Annotated in this window: 2 protein-coding genes and 1 pseudogene; 2 read left to right on the top strand and 1 reads right to left on the bottom strand. The window is 32.4% G+C overall.

The window, feature by feature from the left end; all coding sequences use genetic code 11:
• A pseudogene (locus VXQ92_RS17595) lies at nt 1-562 on the bottom strand (kynureninase); the annotation flags it as partial.
• A 146-nt stretch (nt 563-708) separates the two neighbouring features.
• Here VXQ92_RS17595 and gigD point away from each other — a divergent pair.
• Nucleotides 709-1,158 (top strand): Lrp/AsnC family transcriptional regulator GigD, encoded by a 450-nt coding sequence (gigD, locus tag VXQ92_RS17590; RefSeq protein ID WP_001099945.1) that lies wholly within the window; start codon nt 709-711, stop codon nt 1,156-1,158.
• Nucleotides 1,159-1,203: 45 nt separating this feature from the next.
• Nucleotides 1,204-1,491: GNAT family N-acetyltransferase (locus tag VXQ92_RS17585; protein WP_416682683.1), on the top strand; the 288-nt coding region annotated here is incomplete at its 3' end.

Genomic DNA, 1,491 nt, shown 5'->3' with positions numbered 1-1,491 from the left:
TAATAGATGCCATATCATAAAAATAACCAGTGCGGTAATTCACATGGGAAAGTACCACTACAGCAACATCTTTCTCTAAAGCACGAGATAAGTCTTCTACGCCATCAATTAATTCAACCTGATAGCCCTTTTGAATTAAGTCAATGAAACCTTCAATAATGTAAATATCTGTTGGAAAAGCATCTTTTTCTGCCACAATAATTTTGTGTTCAGGGAATTTATCAGCCTGAATTTTTACCGCTGCAGATAAAACTTTAAATAAGTTCAGTGTAGTTGAATCTGAAATAACAACTTCACCTTGTTCCGCACCAATCAGTTTAGCGACTTTGTCACCCAGCCGCGTTGGTAGCCCCCACCAATCTGCCTTATTCCAGCTATTGATCAGATCTTCTCCCCATTCTTGGGAAATAATATGCTGAGCGACAGCCAAAGATTTCTTTGGTCTAGCACCTAAAGAGTTACCATCTAAATAAATAACGCCTTCTGGCAATGCAAATTCATCTTTAAATTTTTTGAGTTCATCTTCCTGATCCCAATACAAACACTGTTCACGAGTAATCATTTGGTATTGCACCTATTTCTACATTTCCTTTGTATTTGAATTTTATCACGTCAATTTGTACGATTTATTCGATAATATTTGATCAAAAATAGCTATTTTCGTATAAAATTCTAATTAAAATTAAAAAATATGGATGAAATTTGAAAATGAATGTAGATGCAATCGATCTAAAAATTTTGAAATATTTACAAGACAATGCCCGTTTAAGTAACCAAGAACTTGCTGATCTTATTAATCTTTCAGCATCTGCTTGTCACAGACGCGTCAAAATTTTAGAAACCAACGGAATCATTGAAAAATATCAAGCAAAAGTTAATTATGAAAAATTAGGTATAAAAATTGAGGCGATAGTTGAAATAAAACTTGCTCAACTCACCGAAAATGACCACAACTTTTTTTTAAGCCAAATCAAGAATTTTGATGAAGTCATCAATGCCTATATCATTACAGGTGAATCTAATTATGTACTGCACGTTGCCACTAAAGATCTAAACTCTTTTTCTCATTTTGTTATTAATACACTCAATAAAATTAAAGGTGTGGTAAGCATTAACTCAAAAATTATCTTACAGAAAATTATACAAAAGCCGCTGTAGAATATTTAGCTAAAATTAAAAAACTCTCGTTAAAGAATTTTTACTATGATCGAAACTGAACGTTTAATCTTAAGACAATGGAAAGAGTCTGATTCAGAGCCATTTATCAAAATGGGTTTAGACGAAAATGTTATGCGTTTTTTCCAAAAGCTTTTATCTACTACTGAAAGTATAAGTTTAATTCAAAGAATATCAGCTCTTATTGATGAAAATGGCTGGGGATTTTGGGCGGTAGAATTAAAAGAAACTCAAGAATTTATAGGCTTTATTGGCTTACACAACCAACCAGAACAATTTGATTTTTCTCCCTGCATTGAAATTGGATGGAGAATT

Source organism: Acinetobacter sp. 228 (assembly GCF_048147885.1).
Note: the sequence above shows the minus strand (reverse complement) of the source record. Positions and strands in the feature narration are given on the sequence as shown.